The sequence below is a fragment of the Fluviicola sp. genome (assembly GCF_029266855.1).
Taxonomy (GTDB): Bacteria; Bacteroidota; Bacteroidia; order Flavobacteriales_D; family Crocinitomicaceae; genus Fluviicola.
In genome coordinates, this window is sequence record NZ_JAQSWB010000003.1 from 63993 (window position 1) to 89968 (window position 25976).

22 protein-coding genes, 1 tRNA gene, 1 other RNA gene and 1 riboswitch are annotated in these 25976 nt (G+C 41.7%); of the genes, 12 read left to right on the forward strand and 12 right to left on the reverse strand.

Features of this window, described 5'->3' with window-relative positions:
• Window positions 1-46 precede the first annotated feature (46 nt).
• From metH to K0S23_RS08900, 7 genes are all read right to left on the reverse strand, one after another.
• On the reverse strand, window positions 47-2713 hold the full coding sequence (metH, locus tag K0S23_RS08870) for a methionine synthase (RefSeq protein WP_300356308.1): 2667 nt from the start codon (window positions 2711-2713) through the stop codon (window positions 47-49).
• Window positions 2710-3717 carry a homocysteine S-methyltransferase family protein gene (locus K0S23_RS08875; protein WP_300356310.1) on the reverse strand — a complete coding sequence of 336 codons (1008 nt, stop codon included), beginning with the start codon at window positions 3715-3717 and terminating at the stop codon, window positions 2710-2712. Before K0S23_RS08875 ends, metH begins: the two co-directional genes overlap by 4 nt.
• A gap of 63 nt (window positions 3718-3780) precedes the next feature.
• Window positions 3781-3906, reverse strand: a riboswitch (SAM riboswitch).
• Window positions 3907-4101: 195 nt separating this feature from the next.
• The gene (locus tag K0S23_RS08880; protein ID WP_300356311.1) at window positions 4102-6579 is read right to left on the reverse strand and encodes a DUF5686 family protein; all 2478 of its coding nucleotides are present in this window, start codon (window positions 6577-6579) and stop codon (window positions 4102-4104) included.
• 94 nt (window positions 6580-6673) lie between these two features.
• Window positions 6674-6892 (reverse strand): hypothetical protein, encoded by a 219-nt coding sequence (locus K0S23_RS08885; RefSeq protein WP_300356313.1) that lies wholly within the window; start codon window positions 6890-6892, stop codon window positions 6674-6676.
• Between the two features lie 128 nt (window positions 6893-7020).
• Window positions 7021-7569 carry an LPS export ABC transporter periplasmic protein LptC gene (gene lptC / locus K0S23_RS08890; RefSeq protein ID WP_300356315.1) on the reverse strand — a complete coding sequence of 183 codons (549 nt, stop codon included), beginning with the start codon at window positions 7567-7569 and terminating at the stop codon, window positions 7021-7023.
• Window positions 7570-8925 carry a hypothetical protein gene (locus K0S23_RS08895; RefSeq protein ID WP_300356317.1) on the reverse strand — a complete coding sequence of 452 codons (1356 nt, stop codon included), beginning with the start codon at window positions 8923-8925 and terminating at the stop codon, window positions 7570-7572.
• Window positions 8894-9643: a type III pantothenate kinase gene (locus K0S23_RS08900; protein ID WP_300356319.1), complete on the reverse strand. Its 750-nt coding sequence runs from the start codon at window positions 9641-9643 to the stop codon at window positions 8894-8896. The genes K0S23_RS08895 and K0S23_RS08900 overlap by 32 nt, the downstream gene beginning before the upstream one ends.
• A gap of 92 nt (window positions 9644-9735) precedes the next feature.
• Between K0S23_RS08900 and K0S23_RS08905 the strand changes: the two genes are divergently transcribed.
• From K0S23_RS08905 to K0S23_RS08920, 4 genes are all read left to right on the forward strand, one after another.
• Window positions 9736-9808, forward strand: a tRNA-Phe gene (locus K0S23_RS08905).
• 548 nt (window positions 9809-10356) lie between these two features.
• Complete coding sequence (locus K0S23_RS08910; RefSeq protein ID WP_300356321.1) at window positions 10357-11175, forward strand: AraC family transcriptional regulator; 819 nt, start codon at window positions 10357-10359, stop codon at window positions 11173-11175.
• A 74-nt stretch (window positions 11176-11249) separates the two neighbouring features.
• Entirely contained in the window at window positions 11250-12551 is a 1302-nt protein-coding gene (locus K0S23_RS08915) for a serine hydrolase (RefSeq protein ID WP_300356323.1), read from the forward strand.
• 107 nt (window positions 12552-12658) lie between these two features.
• The gene (locus K0S23_RS08920; RefSeq protein ID WP_300356325.1) at window positions 12659-13522 is read left to right on the forward strand and encodes an alpha/beta hydrolase-fold protein; all 864 of its coding nucleotides are present in this window, start codon (window positions 12659-12661) and stop codon (window positions 13520-13522) included.
• Between the two features lie 99 nt (window positions 13523-13621).
• On the opposite strand, the gene K0S23_RS08925 is transcribed toward K0S23_RS08920, so the two are convergent.
• Complete coding sequence (locus K0S23_RS08925) at window positions 13622-15010, reverse strand: T9SS type A sorting domain-containing protein (protein ID WP_300356327.1); 1389 nt, start codon at window positions 15008-15010, stop codon at window positions 13622-13624.
• A gap of 256 nt (window positions 15011-15266) precedes the next feature.
• Between K0S23_RS08925 and K0S23_RS08930 the strand changes: the two genes are divergently transcribed.
• Both K0S23_RS08930 and K0S23_RS08935 read left to right on the forward strand, forming a co-directional pair.
• Window positions 15267-15710 (forward strand): nuclear transport factor 2 family protein, encoded by a 444-nt coding sequence (locus K0S23_RS08930; RefSeq protein ID WP_300356329.1) that lies wholly within the window; start codon window positions 15267-15269, stop codon window positions 15708-15710.
• Between the two features lie 171 nt (window positions 15711-15881).
• Complete coding sequence (locus K0S23_RS08935; RefSeq protein ID WP_300356331.1) at window positions 15882-16475, forward strand: hypothetical protein; 594 nt, start codon at window positions 15882-15884, stop codon at window positions 16473-16475.
• A 321-nt stretch (window positions 16476-16796) separates the two neighbouring features.
• On the opposite strand, the gene K0S23_RS08940 is transcribed toward K0S23_RS08935, so the two are convergent.
• Entirely contained in the window at window positions 16797-18284 is a 1488-nt protein-coding gene (locus K0S23_RS08940) for a hypothetical protein (RefSeq protein WP_300356333.1), read from the reverse strand.
• A gap of 94 nt (window positions 18285-18378) precedes the next feature.
• Here K0S23_RS08940 and K0S23_RS08945 point away from each other — a divergent pair, with 94 nt between their 5' ends.
• A complete protein-coding gene (locus tag K0S23_RS08945; protein WP_300356335.1) occupies window positions 18379-19191 on the forward strand; it encodes a rhomboid family intramembrane serine protease in 813 nt (270 codons plus the stop codon).
• On the opposite strand, the gene K0S23_RS08950 is transcribed toward K0S23_RS08945, so the two are convergent.
• On the reverse strand, window positions 19139-19645 hold the full coding sequence (locus K0S23_RS08950; RefSeq protein ID WP_300356337.1) for a histidine phosphatase family protein: 507 nt from the start codon (window positions 19643-19645) through the stop codon (window positions 19139-19141). The two genes, K0S23_RS08945 and K0S23_RS08950, sit on opposite strands and share 53 nt — an antisense overlap.
• A 107-nt stretch (window positions 19646-19752) precedes the next feature.
• Between K0S23_RS08950 and K0S23_RS08955 the strand changes: the two genes are divergently transcribed.
• From K0S23_RS08955 to rnpB, 4 genes are all read left to right on the forward strand, one after another.
• Entirely contained in the window at window positions 19753-20328 is a 576-nt protein-coding gene (locus K0S23_RS08955; protein ID WP_300356339.1) for an RNA polymerase sigma factor, read from the forward strand.
• The gene (locus tag K0S23_RS08960) at window positions 20325-21542 is read left to right on the forward strand and encodes an outer membrane beta-barrel protein (protein ID WP_300356341.1); all 1218 of its coding nucleotides are present in this window, start codon (window positions 20325-20327) and stop codon (window positions 21540-21542) included. The genes K0S23_RS08955 and K0S23_RS08960 overlap by 4 nt, the downstream gene beginning before the upstream one ends.
• Before the next feature lie 40 nt (window positions 21543-21582).
• Window positions 21583-22659 carry a T9SS type A sorting domain-containing protein gene (locus K0S23_RS08965; RefSeq protein ID WP_300356343.1) on the forward strand — a complete coding sequence of 359 codons (1077 nt, stop codon included), beginning with the start codon at window positions 21583-21585 and terminating at the stop codon, window positions 22657-22659.
• Window positions 22660-22673: 14 nt separating this feature from the next.
• An RNA gene (gene rnpB, locus K0S23_RS08970) (RNase P RNA component class A) lies at window positions 22674-23102 on the forward strand.
• A 552-nt stretch (window positions 23103-23654) separates the two neighbouring features.
• Here rnpB and K0S23_RS08975 read toward each other — a convergent pair.
• A complete protein-coding gene (locus K0S23_RS08975; protein WP_300356345.1) occupies window positions 23655-24512 on the reverse strand; it encodes a hypothetical protein in 858 nt (285 codons plus the stop codon).
• 50 nt (window positions 24513-24562) lie between these two features.
• Between K0S23_RS08975 and K0S23_RS08980 the strand changes: the two genes are divergently transcribed.
• Window positions 24563-25141, forward strand: a complete 579-nt coding sequence (locus K0S23_RS08980) for a hypothetical protein (RefSeq protein ID WP_300356347.1) — start codon at window positions 24563-24565, stop codon at window positions 25139-25141.
• Here the strand turns inward: K0S23_RS08980 and K0S23_RS08985 are convergent.
• Complete coding sequence (locus K0S23_RS08985) at window positions 25133-25747, reverse strand: deoxynucleoside kinase (RefSeq protein WP_300356349.1); 615 nt, start codon at window positions 25745-25747, stop codon at window positions 25133-25135. The two genes, K0S23_RS08980 and K0S23_RS08985, sit on opposite strands and share 9 nt — an antisense overlap.
• Window positions 25748-25976: the final 229 nt, after the last annotated feature.

Here is a 25976-nt window from a genome sequence, read left to right on the forward strand (position 1 = left end):
ACAATTAAGCAATTAAAACGTTAATCTTCCTTGTAAAGATGCGAAATTAATCTATAAGGTTGCTTGACAACCAGCGTTTCATTTCATTTAAATCCATCTTTTTTCGACCAGCAAGGTTATCTGCCTGATCGACAGTTATTTTACCCAGTCCGAAATATTTTGAATTCGGATGAGCAAAATACCACCCTGATACAGATGCAGCAGGCCACATAGCCAGGGTTTCCGTAAGAGAAACTCCGCTTAATTCCTCGGCATTCAACAGGTTGAACAGGTTGGGTTTCTCGGTATGATCCGGACAGGCAGGGTAGCCGGGAGCCGGGCGGATTCCTGTGTATTTTTCAGCAATCAGGGCATCGTTATCCAATGCTTCATCGTTGGCATATCCCCATGTTTCTCTTCTTACTTTTGCATGCAAAAATTCAGCAAATGCTTCAGCAAGGCGATCGGCAAGTGCTTTAATCATAATCGAATTGTAATCGTCGTGATCTGCTTCAAAACGCTTCACGTGTTCATCAATTCCATGACCCGCAGTTACAACGAAAGCCCCGACGTAATCGATCAAACCGCTTGCTTTCGGAGCGATGAAATCAGCAAGAGAAAGATTGGGTTGTCCCTGTGCCTTTTTTGTTTGCTGGCGTAACGAGTGCTGAATTCCAAGTACGGAAGTTCGCTGCTCATCGGAGTAAATTTCGATATCGTCATCGATACTGTTTGCAGGGAAAATACCAAATGCAGCTTTAGCGGTGAGCCATTTCTCTTCAACAATCTGGTCCAGCATTGCCCGCGCATCTTCATAAAGTTGCGTAGCTTCTTTTCCGACTACTTCATCTGTTAAGATCCGTGGGAACTTTCCGTGTAATTCCCAGGTTTGGAAGAAAGGAGTCCAATCGATATAAGGAACCAGTTGTGCCAGATCCTGTTGTTCAATGACCTGAACGCCCAGCTGATTGGGTTTTTTAATGGTTTCGGAATTAAATTCCAGGACCAGTTTGTTTTTTAAAGCGTCGGCATAACTTAGTACTTGTTTTGCTCCCCGGTGTTTTTCGTGATGTTCGCGCACCCGGGCATAATCCGCCTGGATATCTTTTACGAACTGATCTTTCTTATGTCCCAATAATTGCTCTACTACCGTTACAGAACGGGAAGCATCCAGTACATGGACCGTTTGTCCTTTATGATAATTTTGTTCGATCTTAACCGCAGTATGTACTTTGGAGGTAGTTGCTCCGCCAATTAACAGGGGAATTGAAAGATTCGCGCGCTCCATTTCTTTCGCCATGTGAACCATTTCATCAAGGGAAGGAGTGATTAACCCGCTCAACCCGATCACATCTGCTTTTTCGTCAATTGCTGCCTGAATGATTCTCTCAGCCGGGACCATTACACCCAAATCTACGATCTCGTAGTTGTTACAGCTTAGAACTACCGAAACAATGTTTTTCCCGATATCATGTACATCTCCTTTTACGGTTGCCATGATTACTTTTCCGGCAGAACTTGATTTTCCGTCTTTTTGGGCATCGATGAAAGGCAGGAGATAAGCTACTGCTTTTTTCATAACACGTGCAGATTTCACAACCTGCGGCAGGAACATTTTTCCGCTTCCGAACAAATCTCCTACGATATTCATTCCATCCATTAAGGGGCCTTCAATTACCTGGATGGGCCGTTCGAATTGATGCCTGCATTCTTCTGTGTCTTCGTCAATGTAGTCTACAATTCCTTTTACCAGGGCATGAGCTAAACGTTCATTCACAGGTGCACTTCTCCATTCCTGGGAAACTTCTTTTTTCTTGTCTTCTCCTTTGAAACTTTCTGCAAAATCCAGCAATCGTTCGGTAGCATCGTCTCTCCGGTTCAAAAGCACATCTTCTACATGTTCCAGTAATTGCTTGTCAATATCGTCGTAAACCTCCAGCATGGAAGGATTCACGATTCCCATGTCCATTCCGTGTTTGATTGCATGGTATAAAAATGCCGAATGCATCGCTTCACGAACAGGATTATTCCCGCGAAAGGAGAATGAAACGTTTGAAACTCCGCCCGAAACATGTGCTCCGGGAAGATTTTCCCGAATCCATTTGGTTGCCCGGAAGAAATCCAAAGCATTGTTGTTGTGTTCTTCCATTCCCGTTGCTACCGGGAAAATATTGGGGTCGAAAATAATATCTTCAGGTGCGAATTTGACTTTGTCCACCAAAATCCGGTATGAGCGCTCACAGATTTCAATTCGTCTTTCATAACTGTCTGCCTGGCCTCTTTCATCAAAAGCCATTACGACAGTTGCAGCTCCGTAACGCTTGATCAGTTTCGCCTGGTTGATGAAGTTCTCTTCGCCTTCCTTGAGGGAAATGGAATTCACTATCCCTTTTCCTTGTATGCATTGCAATCCGGCTTCGATAATTTCCCATTTGGAACTGTCGACCATGATCGGAACTCTTGAAATATCGGGTTCTGCAGCAATGAGATTTAAGAATTTCACCATGGCTTCTTTACCATCGATCATTCCTTCATCCATATTGATATCGATCACCTGGGCACCTCCTTCCACTTGTTCACGAGCAACGGATAATGCTGCTTCGTAATCATTGTCTTTGATCATGCGCAGGAAGGCACGTGATCCGGTTACATTGGTTCGTTCACCGATATTAGTGAAGTTACTTTCAGGTGTGATGGTGATGGCTTCTAAGCCCGATAAGCGTAAATAGTTCATGCCTTTGCTGTTTCGCTGATTTTTCGCGGTGAATATTTCGAGGCAATTTCAGCCATTTTTCGGATGTGATCCGGAGTTGTTCCACAGCAACCGCCGATAATATTAATCAATCCTTCCTGGAGGAATTCTTCAATCTGAGCACCCATCATTTCAGGACTTTCATCGTATTGACCGAACTCGTTTGGTAAGCCTGCATTCGGGTGAGCACTGATTGCAAAAGGAGCCTCGTTTGCCAGAACTTGCAGGTATGGTCTCATGGCATCTGCACCCAAAGCACAATTCAGTCCGATACTTAAAAGTGGCATATGAGAAACTGAAACCAAGAATGCTTCTGTTGTCTGACCGGTTAAAGTGCGTCCGCTCTGATCGGTAATTGTACCGGAGATCATAATTGGAATCTCAATTCCGCGTTCTTCACTCAATTGATCGATAGCAAACATCGCTGCTTTTGAATTCAGAGTGTCTGTGATAGTTTCCACCAAAAGAAAATCAGCTCCACCGTCCATTAATCCTGTTGCTTGCTCTTTAAATGCGACAACCAATTCATTGAAAGTAATTGCTCTGAATCCGGGATCATTCACATCCGGTGACATGGATGCCAATTTGGTAGTCGGACCCATTGAACCGGCAACGAAACGCGGTTTATGCGGTTCTTTTGCAGTGAACTCATCGCATACTTCACGTGCTATTTTTGCTCCGTGATAATTGATGTCGTAAACAGCTTTTTCCAGGTGGTAATCTGCTTGTGCTACAGTTGTTGCACCAAATGTATTGGTTTCAATAATGTCGGCACCGGCCTCTAAATATTGTGCGTGAATTTCTTTGATGATATCCGGACGTGTCAATACGAGCAGATCATTATCTCCCTTTAATTTATAAGGGTGATCTTCAAACCAACCTTTGCGGAAGTCTTCTTCTTCCAACTGATAACGCTGGATCATTGTTCCCATAGCTCCGTCGAGGATGAGAATACGTTCGTTTAGTAATTGCTTGATGTCTTTCATAGCTTTGTTTATTCTTTACAAACTATGAAGTAGGGGAAGTAGTTTAAAAAAAAACTACTGGTATACTTATCTTTTCCTTCAGCCGTGGCTGATGGATCGGATTTGGCACCTTCTCCTTCCCAATCGTAATTGAGCCGGCAGGTTGCCAAGGTTTCACAGGGCCTGTCCCTCCACCTTTCTTCATAAGTTATATCAAAGATCTGCGGCAAAGATAAGCAGTAGATTTGATTTTGAAAAGGAATTGAAAGAAATGTACTAAAATTTAGATGGGCTGGATGATATTCTCACGCTGATTGCGCAGAAGTCGCAGATATAATTGTGGATAGTACCGGTTTGTATAGAAAATAATCTGCGGAATCCGCGGGAATAAATAAACTGATTTTCTTAAAAGTTAAACTTCATATTCCGGTCATCGAGTATGGCAAAGGAAATTTTCCCGGTCCATCTGGGAGGGATGTTGTTTCCGTCCGAGAAAACCCCGTAAAGGCCAATTCGAAGCCGTCTTTTTGAAAACTTGAAATTCCGCTCAATTCCGCCTAAAACTTCGTAGTGTTTCCAATTGTATTCGGCTACGTATAATGCTCCGAAACCAAAGACCAGCCCGATCCCGGTTTTTTTCATGAACGGAATTTTGTTTATGATGGAACCGTTGTCGTGATGGATGAAATGGGCTTCAATGAAGTAATCCCTGGATGGCAAAGACGAATCCTGGTCCTGGAACGAATACAGTGGATTGGAGAACCAAAAAGGATCACTTCTTCGCTGGTATTTGAAATCGGCGTCTTTCAGGTTTTTCGAACTTAAGAATTTCCCGGATTTGACGTGGTAGGAAGAGGTTCCGAAGGTTCCCAATTGAAAGTTCTGGTAGATTCCAAGCAATCCGTATTCGTGGTCCACATCACTGCCGAATAGTTTCGGAATTCCACGTTCATAATAAGCATACACAGAAGGCCATTTGGAACCCAATACCACTTTTCGATGAGGTTCGCGCATGTATTTTTGCCCGGGAGTGTAAGTAATGGTTACATCCGCGAGTAAAGCCTGGTAGCCGATGAAGGGTTGATACTGGTCATTCGGGATGAAGTCGTCGAAAATTTTCAAGGATTTGTAACCGGCAATGGACCTTCGTTCGCAAAATTCTGCAGTGAAATCAATATACAATCCGTTGATGTATTCCTGGCTTTGCCCGACATTGAGTGAGGTGGCTTCAATGAAATTACTCCGCTTATAGATCTGTGTTATGGCATCATATGAAACGATGGCATCGAATTCATGGTCAAATGCCAGCTTCCAGCGGGCCTGTTTAAAAGGATCGTAGAGGTAATTCGAATTGATACTTCCCTTGATGTCGTGATTTAGAAAACCATAGGAAATTTCCCCGTAGACATCCAGAGTGCGCTGATCGTTCCATTTCTTGAAATAATTGAATCCCGGTGCAACACGCGGACCTGCCGGATATAAAGGTCTGGCCGTGGCAGCCAGTGAATTGATTCCCCATTGCACTTTTTTCGGCCTATTCCGGTGCTCTACTCCAAACCAGACTACTTTCAGGAATGTGACTTTGTTAAAGACCTTGTCGATTGAATCCAGGTATTCTTTCCGGTTCAATGCATCGTGAATACTGTCTCTCACGATAATGAAACGCTGTTCTTCTGCCGTCAGAGCAACGGCGCGCTGTTCTTTCCAGAAGCTGGAGTCACGCTCATAAGCCTCTTCGGTTGTGACTGCTAATTCATTGTTGAAAAATCTGGGCGGGAAGTTTGGTTTAAAGTTGTAATTCGTAAACTGAGCAGTTGTTTTACAGGTTGAAGCCTGATTTTTGTATTTCACACCGTAATCCAGAACCTGTTCTTTTAGCACGCACATGGAATCTCCCGGAAGATCAAATTCCTGGTGAATGGAAAAGTAATCATACATAAACAGATTCCCCTTTTCCATGGTCAGATCCAATTTTTGAACCAGCCATAAGGAATCAATCACGTAAATGTAGCCGCTAAGCGTGGAAGTAGAACTCATCCTCGGAATGATCCGGATCTTATTGATCTTTCTCCCGTTTTCTTCATATTGGGCTTCCAGCCGGTAGCGATAAGACAAAATTCCCGGACCGGAGATCGGGCTCATCACAGGGGTGCTGTGAAGATCTTCCAGGTAAAGCAGGTTTTCGAAAAAGTTGAAGTTGGATTTTACTGTGGTGGTATAATAAAGCGTTTTATCTTCTCCGCGAAGTTCGTATGCATTGCGGATCTCTTTTACCTTATTGGGAGGGGAGTAATTGCGCGTAACCTGGATTTCCACAATATTCATATTTCCCGCCAGTTTGGCCATTCTCCGTTTCTCTTCTTCAAAGGGATCGCTCTCCTGCCGGTCGTTCTTTTCGTCCGACTCCTTTTCTTTTTCCTTCCGGGCGATCGATTCTGTGGCTTTGATATAAACATCCGTGGAATGAGGGTACGCCCAGGGATTTATTTGGTCTCTTTTTTTAACAACCTCCAGCATGATTTCCCTGCCGGGATTTCCGCGCTTAACGGATACTTCTGCCCCTTCCAGTTCTTTGATCTTTATCGGGAAAAGCTGGATATCTTTTACGGCGCCTTTGTTGGCAATGACTACATAGGTTTCGCGTTCTTCATATCCGGGCATGCTAACGATAATGAAGTACTCTCCGTCAAAAAGCTGAAGGGAGTATTTTCCGTTTTCATCCGTTTGAGTGCGCAGATCCGGGTTGTTCTTGATGTAAACGTTTGCGTAGGGAATAGGAAGCTTTTTTTCATCCACGATCTTCCCGCTCAAATTCCATTGTGAAAATGTGAGGGCAGGTAAACAGATAAAAAGTAAAAGTTGAAAAACCTTCAAAAGCTTCATTTAACCTGGAGTATATTGGTGAAACGAAAATAAGGAGATTTGAGTGCTAATCAGCTGAAAATTAGTTGAAAGTCCAAACTTTGAGTTTGAACGGTTATTTCTGTTTTTGATTGTTCAAAAAAGCCTGGTGTTTTTCCATGCGCTTTCTCATAAAACGTCTCAGGAAGTATGTTCCCAATGCCATTAAAGCAAAAACATAGTAAACGGCCCAGCTGCTGAAACTTTCTTTCAGGCACATAACCGTAACCATTATGATGATGATAATTCCCACTGACAGCCAAAAGAGCTCCATAATGCGATTATAAATTTTCATGTCTTTTATTTTAATTTATGGCACACTTCCGAATAGTTTGTGATCTGAAAATCACTTATATCAAAAGCAGCGTTTTATTTTTAAAACTGCACTAATGCTTGTTTTTTATCACCAGCCGTTGCTGGCTCTTATTTTTTAATTGAAATACGGCCCTGAGGTTCCAAAAACTCATAATAGGAAAAATCTTGTTTGGCACGAATGCCTTTTCCATAAATCAGTTCCGTGGGGCTTTTGATCATGACCATTTTGTCCGTAAAGATAAGACTATCTTTTTGATCCCAGTAAAGGGCTTCCGTGTACAGGGTTTGTTTTCTTGCAGGATTATACAGCTCAACAGAATCCAGGACGCGCATAGTTCCTTTCGTTTCGTTGATCTCACCGTAAAGACCTGTTAAAATAGATTCCGGGTTTCCGCCATCATCAAAGAATTCGACTTTTATTCCTTCTTTAAATTTGGTTACCTGTTCTGGTTTTGAATAAGCCTCAGCAAGGGGAGCATATAATTTGAACTGGGGAAAACCGCCTTCGGTTTGAAGGACATACAATTCTTCTGTTTTTTGCTCCGGATCCGTTGATTTGAATGTGATCTGCTTGATCTTATCGATATCATTCACACAAGAACCAAACACTATTACGCATGCTAAGCAAAGTTGAAACAATGTTTGTCGGTGCTTCATTTAATCCAGTTTATACTTTTTGAACCACTTTTCGTAAGAAGAAGGAGCAATAATAACTCCAAAGTTGATGGAATAGAATCGTTCTTTCAAATCAGCAGCATTTCCTGTTCCGCTGGAACCGTACTGGAAGCTGATATTGAGAGATGAGTTTGTTTTCTGACCAAGGAAAGGGAAGCCAAGACCTGCAGTGACCATGGTAGTTTTTAATTGTCTTCCGTTCATGGAGTTTGGCAACAATCCGTATTGACCTCCGATTCTGTATTTGACTTTGGAGAAGTATTTAATACCCTTTGATTTTTTTGTTGCATCAATATTCGGAATGAACTGCAAAGCGACTTTAGAACTGAATGTATTGGAGAATGCAGCACTTGCATGGGTGTCGAATTGTTCCGTATATGCTTCCCATTGCATCAAGTTAACTTCTGCAAAAACACCCAATTGGTATTTCATGCGGTCGTTGTTTTTCGTGGTATTGGGTGTAAAGGAATAACCTGCACCAAATGTTTGCTTGCTTGGAAAAACAATTTTCCCCTGGTTGTCTTCGATATAACTGATCGTATCTGTGTAAGAAAGCTGATTGTTTACATCAGTTGCATAGTACAGTGAGTAATCCCTATAGGAGTTCATGGAAATCTGTGGTGTGTATACCGCAGATAAAAACAACTGTTTGCGTTTGTCAATATCTAAAAAGCGCTGGTAACTTGCTCCGAATGAGTAATGGAATGCCTTCATGCGATAGGTCGTTAAGTCGACACCACCTGCCGGACTGTTCGCGTCAAATACACTGCTTCGCTGATTTGTTACCGATCCGAATAAATACCCCAGGTTAAAACCGACGCTTAAATAAGTCTTATCTGTTTTAATAATTGAATAAGCCAGGCCGACAAAAAGTAAGTTCGTTGATCCGTAACCCTGGTAATTGAAAGTGGTAGAATCATCGTAAGCATAAGATCGCTGACTTAAGTTGTATCCTTTACGAGTAAATGGTTTTAATCCAAGCCCGATTCCAAAACGGTTCCCGATAGGAATTGCCATGGTAATATTTGAAATTCCGGTGGTTTTTCCTTTAAAACTTCCCTGATCGTTGGAATAAGTTGAGAACCTGGATGCAACTCCGACTGAAAACAGGGGCTGCCCGAAGGACATTAAAGAGTAACTGGAAGGATTGTATGTATTGATCAGTGTTGAATCAAAAACAATGCTGGAAATATTTCCCATTCCGCCGTATTGAGCTTCAGGAAGGGCTCCTTCTTCGCCAATACCTGCAGTACTATAAGGTGATGATGAAGTGGTTTGTGCCCACATAGCGGAACACGAAATAGTACTAAATACTAGAAGAAAGAGTTGTTTGAGCATGTAAGAGTGCTATTAATAATCCTTTTAAGGTTAAATTCTCGTCGGCAAATATGCCATATTTATTGCCTAATTCAAAATATTGACTGTCACCACCGGTGAGAAAAATTGTTAATTCGGGGTAAAGTCTCCGATATTCTTCGATAAAACCGACCATTTCCAAATGCATTCCGTTCATTACGCCGCTTCGCATGGCGTCGAGTGTGTTCTTTCCAATGAACGGACCCTGGATCCGATCTTCGATCAGGGGCAATTTTCCTGTGAACTGGTTCATCGATCGATAACGAAGTTCAATTCCCGGCGAAATGCTTCCACCTTCGTAAATCTTCGGGTAACGGACAAAATCATACTTAATACAGGTTCCAATATCGATGATTAACGCATTTTTATCGGAAATATTTGCTGCTGCAATGGCATTTGCCAGGCGGTCGATCCCGAGTGTCTGCGGAGATTCGTAGTTATTGGTTAAAGGAATGGGAAGTGACTGGCTGAATAAAATGGAGTTCGGCAGGAGTCCTTTGATCCATTTGGTGTTCTTATCCGAGCGAACCGAGCTGATAATTCCGGGATTATTTTTGTGCTTCAGCAAATAAGATTTGAGCTTGTCCAGTTCATCATTTGAAAAAGCATGAACTTCTTGTAAATTAGAATCTTGGAATAAACCAACCTTGATCCGGGTATTTCCGGCATCCACTACAATTGATTTATTTCCCTGTTCCATCAGTGACAAAGATAGGATTGATTTAGAAAAATTTTCACTTTTTTTTAGGAGGAATGAATTCTATTACTATCTTTGCCCCCACAATTGAGGATGGTGATGTAGCTCAGTTGGTAGAGCAAAGGACTGAAAATCCTTGTGTCGGGGGTTCGATTCCCTCCATCACCACAACCACAGAAGTAGAAAGCCATCCTTAGGGGTGGCTTTTTCACTTCGTGGTTATTTTGTGGTGATGAGGTCCGTAGCGACTGACGAAGGAAGTCTGCTTCGGATAGAATCGAAACCACTAACTGGGTTTTTCTTGTGCAATCAAAAATTCAGAAACCGCTATTTCTTATTTCGGATAAATTTCTAACTTAAAGTATGGCGCAACCATTACCCAAAGGGATAGTTCGGTTGAGGACATAATACACATATATTTAACCACAAAGCACACAAGGAGCACGAAGTTTTTCTGTTTTATTCCATATAAAGTACCCGAAAACTACTACCATTGACGCTACGGTCGAGGTGGGGTACCTCAGGTTATAACTTCTGTTGAAGTTACCTTCGTCTTCAAGTGCTATCGCACTTTCTTCTATGCTTTATCCATACTTGATAGTGGGAGTAACCATACTTGACCCTTGCTTTATCAATAAGATAGATTTGGATTTCCGTCCACTCTTCTCCATACCCCAAGGCCCAAAGAAATTCGGGCTTTTTTGTATATTCACTTTATGACAATAAAAATATTCAGGCCAACAAACCCCCTGCTGAAAAAATATATTGAGTGTTTTTATATTCTCGAACAAACTTCTGAAGAAAAACCTGCGACTTATTTTACCTTTCCCAGCATTTATACCATTGTTACCATTAGTGAACAAAGCAAAACTTTGGAAAGTGAAAACAAAATAACCGTCAAATCCTGCCCTTCCAATGCGATTGAAACCAATCTAGTGAGCGATTTCAATGAACCGGTCCTGGTGAAATATGAAGGCAGGATTAATGAAATTACTACGTATTTCAAACCTCTTGGAATAAATGGATTTATTAATCATGATTTGAGCTATTATTCCGAAGGGACTTTCCCTGATTTTAATCCACACGATGATTATAAGGATTCCATGGCGGCTATTCTGTCAATTAAAAACCGGGATGAAAGAATCGGGAAGATAGAAAGTTACTGGATTTCAAAATTGAAGCCTTTTGAAGATCCCCTGTTGGAGGAAGTGCTCTCCGAAATGATGGATTCAGGCAACTTGAATCAATCGATGACGAAATTAGCTCATAAAACCGGGCGGTCGCGCACAACAATAAACAAACATTTTGACAGACATATTTGTAAAACACCTTCTCAATTCAAAAAAATAATCAGATTCCGGGCTGCTGTTGAAAGTCATATTGAAAACGAAGCAGGCTTATCTTATAATCTGGATTATTTTGACCAGTCACACATGATCCGGGATTTTAAAAAACTGACCGGCTTTACACCAAAAGCCTTCTTTTCAAAAATAGCAAGACTTGAAAACGGTGAGATAAAATGGATATTTGTATAGTGGGTTTACAAAAATACAATGCTGGAATTTTATTAAACAGTACCATTGCAGCTTAATTCTAAGATCAAATAAGAATGAAGCTGATAATAACAACGATGCTGTTCCCAATTTTAATTTTCGGGCAAAAAGAGATACCAACGAATCTTGCAAAATATATGCAGGCGCAAGTTGAAGTCAATCATTTCAGCGGGACGGTCCTTGTTACAAAAAACGGTTCGGTTTTATTGAAGAAATCATATGGTTTGGCAGATCGCGAATGGAATATCAAGAACACAATAGACACTAAATTCCAACTGGCTTCGGTAACAAAACAGTTTACGGCTGCAGCAATTCTCCTATTAGTGGAAAGAGGAAAACTGTCGCTTAATGATCGTTTAAGTAAATTTTTCCCGGATTATCCAAAAGCAGATAGTGTTACCATCCACATGTTATTATCACATTCTTCAGGATTGGCAATGGGTTTTAAAGAACTGGCATTAAGTACTGTTAGCCCGGATTCTGCTTATTCCGAAATAAAAAGGATGCCTTATGAATTTTCACCTGGAATCAAAAGCGCATACAGTAATATTGGCTATTACTTATTAGGACGGATTATTGAAAAAGTTTCAGGTGAGAAGTATGCCGTTTTTTTAAGGGAAAACATTTTTGAGAAAGCCGGAATGAAGCATACGGGTGTCAGCAATAACGATTCGATCATCTCAAAAAAAGCGAAAGTTTATTGTCGAACGGAAACAGGATTTATTCACAACCCTTACATTAATTGGGGATTTAACATTGGTCACGACGGTGTTTATTCTACTGTGGAAGATCTGGCTCTGTGGGACAATGCGCTTTATGGAACTACGATCTTATCGGAAGAAACGAAGAAAGGGATGTTTACTTCACATAACGACGAAAACTGGGGATATGGCTTTGTGATCAACCCCTTTTATAATCACGGACATCAATTGGTTGCCCATGACGGTGGGTTTTTGGGAACCATGACTTCTTTTAACCGCTTTACCGATGACAAACTTTTTGTAACCGTCTTGTCTAACAATGAATCTCAATCCTATATTATTGCTTACGGACTTTCTGGAATTGCTTTTCAAAAAGATTTTGAACTGCCATACACCCATTCTCAGACGAAAGCAGATACTGCAGCATATGATAACTATGCGGGGAAGTATGGGGAAACAGAGATATTAAAAATTAACGGGAAACTATACTATAATAGTGTGGAAATGGAGCTCCTTCCTGAATCCAAAACAAAATTTTTCAGAGCCGACAATAATGATCGGACCATTGAATTTATCCTGGACGACTTTGGTACCTGCATTTGTATCATTAGAACAAAAGGTGGAATCAAGGAAGTAGTAAATAGAAATAGGGAGTAAAAAATATAATCGCTGACATTAGTTCCTCAAACCTTCTGAATTTGATTTTTTACTGTCTTCAAACCGGAGAAAAGCGGATATTTGTATCAACTCAGAATAAACGGAAAATGAAAAAGATCGCGATACTTTTAACCTTCACTCTTTCGGCTTTAATCACTTTTGCACAGAAAAGTAAATCCCCAAAAACTACAAGCAAACCTTTTGTGTTGGGCTTAATTGATGAGATTCAGTCAAAGGAACTTGCAGAAAAAAGAACGGTGAACATCTATCTCCCGGAAGGTTACGATCAAAATGATTCTATTAAATACCCGGTAATTTACCTGCTCGACGGTTCGGCAGATGAAGATTTTATACATGTTGCCGGACTTGTACAGTTCTGTAATTTTGAATGGGTCAACCAGTTGCCAAAGTCTATTGTAGTGGGCATTGCAAATGTGGACCGGAAAAGAGACTTTACCTTTCCGAGTACTATCAAAGCTAAAATAGCACTTCCAACAGCGGGGCATTCCGATAAATTCATGGCTTTCATTGAAAAAGAATTGCAACCATACATTGAATCGAACTATCGTGGAAACGGGGATAATATGATTATCGGTCAGTCATTGGGCGGACTGTTCGCAACAGAAGTGCTCCTGAAGAAACCTTCACTTTTTAACAAATACATCATTATCAGCCCGAGTTTGTGGTGGGACAACGGTTCGCTTCTGGAGCAATCCTCCGCAATCCTCACAGAGAGTTTTACCCGGGAAACAGCTGTTTATATCGCTGTAGGAAAAGAGGGGCTGACACCAACCGAAATTCCGCGTGTAATGGAGGTCGATGCCAATCTGTTGGCTGACAAACTAAGGGGAACAAAGAGTAAAAAAGTAAACGTGTTTTTCGACTATTTACCGATGGAGAATCACGCTTCGATCATGCACCAGGCCGTTATGAATGCATTTAAATTTTTGTACCCGGTACAGCAGCACTAATCAAGCTGATCACCCGGAAAACGAAAGCTTTCCAGGTGATTCGTGCGCCCGTGGAAAAATCCGTGCTGCCCGACTTATCTGTTAATCGATGAGGTCAAATTATTCAATAAGCAGTTTCCCGCTTTTAAACGAATCATTTCTTCCGATCAACCGGTAGAAGTAAGCTCCCTTATGCCTTTCTGCTATATTGATCCATGTTTCACCTTGCGTGATTGACTGTGAAAGAATGATTCGTCCGGAGAGATCTGTCAATTCAAATTGTGCATCAATCGCAGCTTTGATGTAAAATGAACCGCTTGAGGGATTCGGGTAAATGCTGAAAGCGTCTGTTGTATTTTCTTCCATTCCTGTGGTTACAGGTGGCGGACACAGATTGGCCATTGCAGCTAAACTGGTCGAATTATTAAAGTTTCCGATACCCAGTTGTCCTCCGGAAGCATTTCCTCCGGCTGCCAGCCCTGTGCCATCGTCTTTCACAAAAAGGGAATAACATTCTCCTGCTGCAAGGTGTACGATATTTGTCAGTCCTGGATTTTGAATCGGAGTGGAAGACCCGGTGTTATTTCCCAACCCGAATTGCCCGCAGGCATTGCTTCCGCTCATCCAAACCGATCCATCATTTTTCAGGAAAAGCGAATGACCGCTCAGTGGTCCGGATGAAATTTGCGCAATTCCGGAAAGGGAAGGGATCATCAAAGGAGTACTTTGATCGGTCGTATTCCCGATTCCCAGTTGACCGCTGTCATTACTCCCGCAAGCCCAAACAGTTCCATCGTTTTTGAGGAAAAGGGAGTAAGACCACCCTGCGTCAATTTTGCTAATTCCTGTCAGTGAGATGACATCAAGGGGAACGTTACTTCCTAAGCTGGTTGCTCCGGTTCCAAGCTGTCCTTCCAGGTTTAATCCGCAGGCTTTCACCGTTCCGTCGTTTAGCAGGAATAAAGAATGCGCTCCACCAGCAGCAATTGCTGTTACATTGCTTAATCCGGGGATCTGTATCGGGGTCAATTCATCCGAGTTAGTTCCGTTGCCAAGTTGCCCGGCATTATTGAGTCCGCAAGCCCAAACGGTTCCGTCGCCTTTCAGGAAAAGAGAAAATTCAACACCTCCGGAGATTGCAATCACATTACTCAGTGAAGGAATTTGAGCGGGCTCCTGCAACGTAGTGGTGTTGCCCATGCCCAATTGTCCTTTGTTATTCAGTCCTGTTGCCCATACGGTACCGTCAGCCTTTAGGAAAAGAGAAAAATGATTTCCTGCAGAAACAGCAATAATTTGCCCGAGATCCGGAATACTGGTAGGGATTGCTTTGCTGGAAGTTATGCCTAAACCCAGTGGTCCGCTTGTAGCTTTTCCCCAGCTTCTGGGGATGGAGTCTTCACACAAATACAGCGAATGTTCCCTTCCTGCATCCAATACCTGGGCATTGGATACCTGGCTAAATGCTGCAATTAGTATAATGATCGAATAAGTAATTGTTCTTGCCATAGTACTTCGGTTTTATTTAAGATAAAGCAAAAGTAGCCCTCCTGGAATGACTTTGAAATACTGCATTTGACGTATATTGAACCAGTTCAACAGGTGAAATTTTATTGGTAAGTGTAAATGCTTCCCCGGTTCTGAATGTGATCAGGCACTAGCGCGATGAACTCAAAAAACATTTCTTATTTACCATTTCTTCACATATTTGTTGCCGATTTCAATTTCGCCTTTCGTAAATTAGAGAACACCAAAAACGAAGAGTATGACTGAGATCAGAAGAAATGAGATTATTACTGAGCTTGCAGAATCATTGCAGGACCGTGAATACGACAGATTCATTAAGTGTTTCGAAGAAAATGCAGTTTTGGAAATCCCATTCATGGCAGATGGCGGAATTGTTCACAAAGGATTACCTGAGATCAAAAAGCATTTTGAAAATGTTGCGGCAGATTCGATGACAAACCTCATCCGCATAGAAGAGATTATGGCAAAAACCTACCACAGCGAAGAGGTTGCTACTGTCGAGTTTTTCACGAAAGGAAGGCTGATCAGTACCGGAGAAACCTTTCATATTCCATCTGCAGTTGCTATTATCCGCTTTGGTGAAACTGGAATTGTTCATTACAAAGACATTCCCAATACCGTCTGTATCGCTAAAAAGGCCGGAGTACTGAACCAGGTGCTGGATTCCTGGAAAGAGAAATAGTTGTTTATCTGGCCTCCTCCTTTGAAGGAGGAACGAGGTCTGATGTCCCGATAGCTATCGGGGCTGACGAGTATCAGACTCCGGCAGAGAGGATGGCGACTTGATTTTTACTGAACCGTTTTGATAGGCTGCTCAATTGTCCTTAAGTTCAACCAGGATTAATTTTCTATTATGAAAGCTTGGAGCACATGTTTGTTATTTGCAATGGTCGCCTGCAGTTCCCCGGAAACAGATGCAGTTGAAACGGTGTCATTCGAAACGGTCGATGAGATCAGAACAGAGGATTCAATTGAATCTTCCGCTCGAGTCCAGGAGGCAAGTCCTTTTATCCTGCCCAATGAAGTGCTGGTATTGAGTTTTAAAACCAAAAAGAATAAGCAGTTGTTTATTTGCAGGGATAGGGACAATAAATACCTTGTTTACCGCTTTGGAAGCAAGCCCAAAGTTGAATTGCAGTATCCGGTAAAACCGGATTCTTCGAGTTTTAAGAAGTTTGATTACTCGGCTTACTTCCGTCCGGGCGGATTAGAGAACCTGGGAATGTCGCTGGATTATTTATCCTTTATAAACAAGGGATACCGGTACCTTATTTATAAAACATATATTGCCGAAGCTGTGGGCAATGAAAATGAAATCGGAATCCGTATCATTCACTTGAAAACAGGGAAGGAAACAATGATCGAAGGTGATTTTGATACCCTTGAAGGTGGTTTTTCAGCAGAAACAATGGAGCTGGTAAATCAAAGTGAGGAACTGTACGAATAAAAAACCAAGAGAAAGTATCCGGACTGCATTTTAGCTTGTGTGGATTTAATAAATGATTCACGGGTGCTTAATCCCTTGGAAAAAGACATGAATTAGCTTTGTGGAAATAAAACACGAGCAGAAATCATGAAAGAGCACAAACTGAGAATAATGGCTTTTGTAGACCGTACATTCTGGCTTTGGCTGGCAAGCGGATCCTTCATTATATTTTTAAGCTTTCGGTGAATAAGCCGAATTTCTAATATCCTTAAACCTTCATTCTTCTGATTCTCAAAAGTGTGAATGCAATGAATCCGGGAACAGTCAATTCGGAATTCTCAATCAGTTGTCTTCTTCCAATAGTTTCCCTAAAGTCAGTTCGATCATCAAACGATAGGAGTAAGCCTCTGTTTTCACTCCTGGCCCGTGATCACCCGTTAGTCCGTTTCGGGCTGCATTCGGAGTCGTGAAATCAACTGTGTAATTGGTTGTTTTCGGGAGCGCAAAACCAAATTCCATGACTATGGAAGCGCGTTTTCCACCTTTCAGGTCCAGGTTCCCGCCCAAAGCGAATACCATTCGGTTGTATTGAGAGGATTGAATGTTTTGCCTCGTAAATGTGAAAACCGGGTATCGGTTGTAGTTAAAATCCGTATGAGCGCCGAATTGAATCCCTGCTTTTTTGGAAACCTGGATTTCGACTCCGATTCCGATATTCGTGACAGGTCTTGATGCTTCGCCGTAAGAAAGGAATTTTTGGCCGCCAAATAATGCGACGATCACGGAATCAGTAATAAACTCCGGGTAATGCTGAGCTTCCGTCGGGTCATCGTGAATCAGGTAATAATTTTGTTTGAGAAAGGTTTCAGCCGAAGCATGCAGCCACACGTTTTCACTTATTTGTGCGCTGACCCCTAAACTGAATGAAGCCGGATTTTTATGTCTGACCTTTGTTCGTGTTGATTTTGATGCAATTGAAATATCAAAAGGAAGAAGGCCCTCTCCATCCAGGTTTACCGTAGAGAATTCCCTGAAAAAAGTACCTCTTCCCACGATGTTAAATGTTGGAAGCGTTGCTGCAAAACCCAGCCGGAACTTCGGGTAATGAAGTAAGACGGAAGGTTTAAACATGGCCTTTACATCCCAGTAATTAAATGAAATATTGGATGAAAACCGGGTGTCCTGGGAAGAAGAAGTGTCCTGGGGAAGTACCGTAACAGAGTAATCATTGTAATACTTGACACTCTTAAATATTCCCATGTGTGTTAACCCGAAAGATAAGTGGGGAGTTGCATCATAGGAAATTCCAAATCCCACGGAATATTCGATATTGCGGATTTCCTGGGCATAAGTGGAAACAAAATCTTCCTGGCCGGGAAGATCAATTGCATCGTATTGTGCCGAATGAAATGAATTCAATTTGCTGTTGTGAACATTTTTGGATAAGAGCATATACCCGACATGCCATTTCGGGAATTTTTTCGGGATCATAATCCCCGCTATCATATTAGGAACCACTGAAAACTCCGTACTATGAAGATCCTGTTCCGGGCCAAGAGCGTTTTGCTGCTTGAATTTTCTGATCTGGTAGGCATTTACGGAAAAGGAAAGCGCTCTTTTTCCTACCAGTGCCATGGCAGCAGCATTGTAATAGACCATTGAGTAATCATCTAAACCGCCAACAGCTGCTCCGCCTAAAGCAGTTGCTTTTATTCCGAATTGGTCATTCCAGTAATGATTGTCTTGTGCGTGTGATGTGAGAGGAAACAGGCATATCAATAAGAGTTTGCCCAGGCATAATGGAAGTGAAATCGAAATTTGTTTGTTCATATTCTCTAAGATAAAAATTAATCCCGGTTTGTTCTGTCAATTTGACAGGATAAATTATTCGGACTAGTTGTTGAGGGAAGTGGGTGTGAATCAAATGAAACAATTTTCGGGAAGGTCCGCGGAAGCGCTCATATACCCCTTGCTTTTATTGCTTGTTTGCTGGGCAATATGGCTTCTGGAAAAGACTTCCGGAGCGAGTGATTTTATCCAATGGGGGATTCGTCCGAGGCATTGGAGCAGTTGGAAAGGACTGTTTTTCATGCCATTATTGCATGATCCCTATAGTGTGAAACATATTTTGAATAATTCACTTCCGACTTATTTGCTGCTTGCTGCCGTCATTTATTATTACCGGGAAGTTGCACTTAAGGTGTTCCTGATCTCCTGGTTCGGTACTGGTTTGATCGTTTGGTGGGTTGCACAGGATAATGGTGCCTATCATATCGGGATGAGCGGGGTTATATATGCGCTCTTCGGCTTTTTGTTTATTTCCGGATTCTTTAGAAGAGTCAGAGCCCTGCAGGGAATTTCACTGGCAATCATCTTTGTTTACGGAAGTATGATCTGGGGTATTTTCCCGACTGAGCCGTCCATTTCCTGGGAAGGACATTTCGGTGGATTTATCGTAGGAGTCGGTTTGGCAATTGCATTTAGAAAGCATGGACCCGTAAGTCCGAAATATCAGTACGAAGTTGAAAAAGAACTGGGTATTGAACCTCCCGATTTGGAAGGAATGTGGAGAAGGAACCAGGAAGAAATTGCACACAGGCAGTATTTGGAACAATTGTACAGGGAGCAGGAAAACCAGCAGGGTTCACATCCGCCAGTTCAGATTATATATCACATAAACCCAGCTAAGAAACCACAGGATGAGGAAGAAAAACCTCAGGACGATACTGAAAAATAACAGCTGCTATTCCTTCGCTTAAATAATCCCACGATTCAAAAGGAATGGCCAATGACACCATTTCTGAAGTGCGGAGCGGAATAATTTCTCCGGAAAGATAACTGGCAAGTTGTGAGATTCCTTCGTTATGTCCGACAAGAGTTACAATCGGTTCATTCTTTCCGTGATCCGTAATAACCCGGATCATTTCATAGTGCGAAGCATCGTAGAGTTCTTTTGTGAGTTCGGAATTGCACCGTTCGGTAAGATGCTGGCAAATGATCGATTTGGTTTGCTGAGTTCTTACAGCACTGGAACAAACAACTTTCCCCAGGGAAATGTGATGTGTTTGTAAATAGTTGCCAAGTACGTTTGCCTGAGAGATACCTTTGGCAAGCAGCTCACGATCATAATCATTCCCTGTAGGTGATATCTGCTGCGTTTTCGCATGCCGAATAAGGTTCAGTGTTAACATTTTTACGTAATTTCCAACCAATCGTAAAGATATGACGTTATGTGTAAAAAGCAAGATTCAACTTCAAACATTTTGACTTGTTAATGAACAATTTTGAACCCAAGTAAATGCAAGTAACCAAACAGATATTGTTGGGGTCCGCTGAGAATGATAGACGTGCTCAAAAAGTACTCTATGAGTATTGCTACAGGCAGTTTATCCGCCTGTGCATGCGCTACTATGCAAATCACGAGGATGCCAGACATGCATTGAATAATGGGTTTTTGAAGATTGTGAACGGATTGCAGAATGTTGATTTGGACGAATTGAACTTTGCTGCCTGGGCAAAACGGATCATTGTAAACACCTTAATCGATGAATACCGGAAAAATAAAAACCACAACCAGGTAATAATAGCCAGGGAAACAGAAGCAGAACTGGCCAATTCGGCAGAGAAAGTTGAGAATTTAGGTGCGCTGGAATTGAATTACCAGGAAATTTTAGACCTGCTTAAAACCATTCCGCCAATTTCTGCACATGTTTTTACATTGTATGTGATTGACGGATATAACCACAAAGAAATCGGAGATTTACTCGAGATTTCGGAGGGAACATCAAAATGGCATCTTTCAACTGCACGGAAATTGCTGCGAGAAAGACTCGAATTGATGGAAAACAGATATGAAAAACGCTTTGTAATATGAGATATTCGGACCGACATATTAGCGACGAAGAGCTAGATCAGTTGTTCAGAGATGCACATGCCTCTGAAGGACAAGAGTCTCTTTTTGTCCCTGAATTCTGGTCTGAAATGGAAGCAATGCTTCCTGCTGAGAAAAAAAAGAAACGAGGATTTTATTGGATTCCGGTTGCAGCTACTGCTATTGTGTTTTCCATTATTTTATTCTACCCTTCCAAAACGCCACAGGTTGACATTCTTGGAGAAAATGAGAAACAGCATGAAACTGGTTCAAACCCGGATGTCAAATTCACGCTGAACCAGAATGAAAGACAACATGAGGAAGTTCGTACACTCAAAACTCAAACCGTCATTGCTGCTGATCTGCAATCTAGTTCTGCTAAAACATCTCATAAAAGCGTGAAAACCTATTTCCATGCGGAAAGAAGTAATCACTCCAATAATGCCAGATCTGATTTTAAGAAGGACACAGAACCTGCTAAGATTCTTTCTGTTATGGATGAACCGCAAATCCTGGATGCTCCGTCAGTTCAGGGATCATTGAGTGCTGATTTGGACTCCATTCGCCTGGAACCTCGAAACGAACGCATCATTCACGAAGAAATTGCCGCATTACCTAAGAAAACCTCGAATGAATCGAATCAGTGGTATTTGGAGTTAGGTCCGACAATTGGCCAGTCTCCTTATTTATCACCCGGTCAGAAAAGAAATGCAGTCGGTGGTGCTGTGTTGGGTGGCGGTTATACAAAAAGGATCGATAATGCCTTTGTAAGTTTTGGTTTGCAGGCACGCCTTGAAGGATTCGGGGGATTGGAATACCGGGAAACCAATTTCTCTCAGAATATTGTCAGAACAGTTTCCGTAAAACAGCTTTATTCATTGGAAATACCGCTGAAATTCGGTTATGTTTTCAGACGTTCGGAGTTTGCTTTTGCAGTAACTCCGGGAGTTCAGCTCTTTATTCACGGAAAGGAAAGGATTACGGAGAACCAGGTTCTTCAGCGTGAAAATTCATTTACAGGTAAAGTAGAGCATTCCAACTCATTGACTATGGAATTCGGGTTCCAGTACTATTATAATTTCTCTTCCCGCTTTGCTGTCGGAGCTAAGTTTAATGCTGATATCCTGAGACCTTTCCATACGGATTATTACCTTGGAAAATCTGCAGGATTGCCGGTGAACGGACAAATTGTCTTAAGAACAACAATCTCTAAGTAAGTTCGGGAAGTATTCATATATTTGTTGAAACTACTTTGTAATGAAACATTTGCTACTTCCTCTGCTTGCGTTAAGCTCTATTTCTTTCGGACAGATTACATTAACAGATCAGCACTTTGCAGGTCCGGCTGAATCCTATATTTTTAGTACATTGACTGATCCGACAATTGATTTTGCTACGACAGGTGCCAATTATACCTGGGATTTTTCAGACATGATTCCACAGGATCAAAGAGGTTTGGTTACGCGTCCCACAAGTCAATTGTCCGGCTTATCGGTATTGATGTTCGGAAGTTTTGCTCCCGTACCTTATAAAGCAAGTTATTTTAATGAGACAACCGATCTTCCGCTGGATCAGGCATCTGCTTTTTTACCCATTCAGATCGATGAACTGAACCAGTTCACAAAGAATGCGGCTAATGCAATTACCTCTATCGGGTATGAATTGGTCAGTAACGGGCAAGGCCTTGGTTTCCGCTCGGATACGATCGAAACGCGGTATGCACTTCCAATGACTTACGGGAATAATTATGAATCACGTGGATATACCAACCTGGATTTAAACCCGATTTACGACGCCAAGTGGAGACAGCACCGTCACCGGATTACGAATGTAGATGGCTGGGGAACTGTAAAAACACCATTCGGCCAGTTTGATGCATTGAGAATTCATCACGTAATCGATGAATTTGATTCGATCTACTTTTCGGTTCAGGGCTTTGGTATGTGGCTTCCGATTCCGGTCCCGCTGACGCATGAATACGAATGGAGATCAACTTCCGATAAAGAAGCCGTGATGAAGATCCGTACCAATGAAATTGGAGGAAACGAAACAGTTACAGCGATTGAATACCGTGATAATTTCAACGGACTTGGCCTGGTTGAAAGTGAAATGAATGTTTCCTTTTATCCGAATCCTGTTATCAATGAGCTTCATGTTTCAACTCCCGAATTAGCTTCGGCCTTCTTTATTGTGGATAATTCAGGAAGAATCCTGAGCCGTATTTCAGTATCTTCCAAAGACCAGGTAGTGGATGTTTCCGAATTAGCTTCGGGAGCTTATTCCTTGGTGGTTTTGTTCTCAAATGAATACACAGCAGTAAAATTCATTAAATAAGCGTAACTTTACAGTAAGCAAGCCGACTGTCGCGGTCCGCCTCGGCGGAACGAGGAAAGTCCGGGCAGCATAGAGTAACCGTGCTTCCTAACAGGAAGGATTCATTGTCCGTTTCGGCGGATGGTGGGTACAGAAAGTGCAGCAGAAAATAAACCGCCACGATAATGTCTTTTGGCTTTATCGGGGTAAGGGTGAAAAGGGGAGGTAAGAGCTCACCGTTCCGGTGGTGACATTCGGAAGCTAGGTAAACCTCACGGGCTGAAAGATCATGTAAACCAAGCGAGTAGGGCTGCTCGTTCTCTCCCTGACGATTCTGTCAGGGTGCTTGGAGGGTAGATCGATAGATACGGACGGTGACGTCCGTACTAGATAAATGACAGTCAGTTCTGATCCGCCACGGCGGATCGGGATGTACAGAACCCGGCTTATGGCTTGCCTTTTTTAAAATGCTGTTTATACGCATTCTTACGTTCCTGCAGGATCGTTTCAATTGTTCCGCCCTGCGTTGGTTTACCGCATAGAATAGTGTGGTACCGCACTCCGTCAAATTTGAACTTCAGAAAAGTAATGGATAAGCCCAGCATCGATATTGAACGGGCTTTTTTGATACAGATAAATTCCAGCACAAAAGAACGTTCCGACAATAATTTGATGATAAGCACATCATTTTTGATATACCCGGTAGCCAAAGTAGCCCGGATAATTCTCACCAGTAAAGAAAAGATAATTGCAAGACAAACAGTAGTTGCCAGTGGGATGAGAAAATGATTGGTCATTTGAATCGAAAGACCCACGAATAAGGAGCTCATAAACAAGTAGGAGATGACAAGTAATCCAAAGGTTTGTTTACGGTTATCCGGGTTTAGTAGTATTCGATCCGCATTGATAAGAACGGTAGAATTCATAATAGTAGCGATGAAGTGTTGCCTAAAAATAAACTAAATTTGAAATGCTACTGAAATTTTAACAAATTAATTTTTAGTTACTAAAGGAAATTATTGAATTTCAAGGCTTCGGATCAAAAAATTAGGTTGAATCGTTTTAAAAGTTGAGAGCTGATTTCTGTTTGAAGCTATTTGATGCTGGAAACGGGCATAAAACTCGATGAATTGCTGTGAGGCTACTTTGTTCCTGCTGTATTTATATAAGCTAACACTGGTGAAATTGGTCATGAATCGCTGTTTTTCAACCAGGTAATAAAAGCACTTTGATTTTTCGTAATGAATATCCCGATTAGAGAGTTCTACTATCTGGCTTAAGGTGTAGATAGTATATTTCTGGTTGTTCGGAACAGTGTTTTGTACGATGGATGAAAATTTGCTTGTTTTTTTCAGTTTCATCAAATAAGAACTCGCATTCGATTCGATGGCAATTTTGGGATGAATACTGTCTTTGTTAAACTTGTTCCAATTCATTGGACTGCAATTCGCACTGGAATCTTTTTCCGTGACCAAAATAAGCGGGTTGTGACATATGGGAACCCAATATCCGTGATTGTTATTAAACTGGCGATCGATGTTCCTGAAAAAGCTTCTTCCCCGTAATTGACTGAATAGGCTTTTGTTGTACAGGTTTTCTCTCAAACTGTCGGATGATAAGAGTAGTACATCTATCCCGGTATTGAATTTATTTTTCCGGATCGATTGTGCGATTTCATCCTGGGTTTGATAAATCATCTGAACGGAAACGTTTTTGGATTGCTCGAATTCCCGGATGATTAAACTGTCCGCCGGGCAATAGAAATCGGTGTAGACCACAATTTTTTCGTGGACACTTGGTTTTGCCTCATCCAAGACACAGGAATGAAGTACGGTAAAGAGTCCTGAAAAAAGGACATAAAACTTCCAATTCATAATGGACCAAAGATAGTGGTATTTCGTACTTTTGTAAAAAAAATAATCAGGTGTCGAAAAGCAATTTAAATAAACAGGACAAGTTAAAGATCAGTAAACTGTTAAGTGATTTACAAAGTAAGGATGAAATAAAGGTGGCAGGTGCGATCAAGGCATTTTCAGTTCACGGTCATGCTTCAGTTATCGAACCGCTTATAGAAGTTTGGAGATCCGGACTGTCGTCCGAAAATGAAGCACTGCTTATCGACTTACTTCAAAGTTTGAAGGATACTTCATCCATTGAGCCGCTGATGGAAGCGTTCAAAAACCCAGTAAACTCACACCTTCGCAGAAAACTGATCAGCACTTTCTGGAATTCCAAACTGGATTTTTCAGATTATTTGGCAGACTTCGTTTTGTTTGGAATAGAGGGCGACTTTTTGGATGCCCTTGAAGCAATTACCTTAATAGAGAATTTTGAAACGGTCGCACCTGAATCTGCAATCCTGGAATCACAGCTTCTGCTAACGGAATATTTCGGGCAGACGGAACACCGAAACGACCAAAAGGACGCAATCTTAACCGATTTGGCTATGCTTTTGAAAGATTTCTCAGAATTGGAAGGGACAGACGACTTATTCTTAGAATAGGCCGTTTATTTCAGCATCAATTGATTGAATGATTTTCCCTAAATCTTCCTGGTTTTCAGGAAAACGGTTGTTATCTACATCAATGATCAGTAATTTGCCATTGTCGTACGTTGAAATCCATGCTTCGTAACGCTCGTTTAAGCGTTTCAGATAATCCAAACGGATACTTTCTTCGTATTCTCTTCCGCGCTGCTGGATTTGATTTACTAAGGTCGGAACAGATGCTCTGAGGTAAATCAACAGATCAGGTGCCGAAACAAAGGAATCCATTAAGTTGAACAAGGAAAAGTAGTTTTCAAAATCACGCGTTGTCATTAAACCCATAGAATGAAGATTCGGGGCAAAAATGAAGGCATCTTCATAAATCGTTCTATCCTGGATCACGTGAGTTGTGCTGTTCTTGATCTCCTGGATTTGTGTAAAGCGGGAGTTCAAATAGTAAATCTGCAAATTGAAAGACCAACGCTGCATATCCTCATAGAAATCATTTAGGTATGGATTCATTTCAACATCCTCAAAATGAGTTTCCCAGTTATAATGTTTTGCTAACATTTGTGTCAGGGTTGTCTTTCCGGAACCTATATTTCCAGCTACTGCAATATGCATAATTTACGAGTTTTTCGGGCTGACTAAATTACAAAATCTGCCTACATAAACCGCCCTTTATGCAAAAAATAATTACTGCTGTGTAATTACCCGAATTGAAATGATAGATGGCAGATTTAAGTGGATTTCTCGCAGAATTGAAACTTCGGCTGGGTTCAGTTTCCTTTTGGTGGGAGTATAATTAATTGAAGGGTGAATCTGATCTAACTAAGGCGGCTGCTTCGCCCTT